At 56.5% G+C, this 421-nt stretch carries 1 protein-coding gene; it reads right to left on the reverse strand.

What is annotated here, in order from left to right; translation table 11 throughout:
- The coding region (locus A3754_RS25065; protein ID WP_156497223.1) for a TonB-dependent receptor domain-containing protein at window positions 1–421 on the reverse strand (421 nt) is incomplete at both ends.

Below are 421 nucleotides of genomic sequence, written 5' to 3' on the forward strand. Positions count from 1 at the left end.
TCGGTGCTTTTTGAACTTTCAGGGTCTAGTTGATCATTACCAAAGCCCGGGAAGTACAAGTCATTGAACGTCGGTGCGCGGAAGGCGGTGCCATAGCTGGCCCGTATCCGGTGATGCGCATCCAGCTTGTAGCCCAACGCCAGACCACCGGTGGTTTCACTGCCGTAGGCTTCGTTGTCATCGTAGCGGCCGCTGGCCTGCACATCGAATGCACCAAAGTTCAGCAACAGCTGGGCAAAACCGGCGGTGTTTTCACGCTCCTCTTCTGAATACAACGTGGTGCTGTCCACCAGGTCCTGCAAGTAATCGGCACCTACCACCAGCTGGTGATCCCCCAGGGCAAAAACGTTCTGCCAGTTCGCTGCCCGGCTGCGGGTGTTGAAGATACTGTCCCGGTCCCCGTCGGTGAAGTTTTCATTGT

It is taken from the genome of Alcanivorax sp. HI0083 (genome assembly GCF_001635175.1).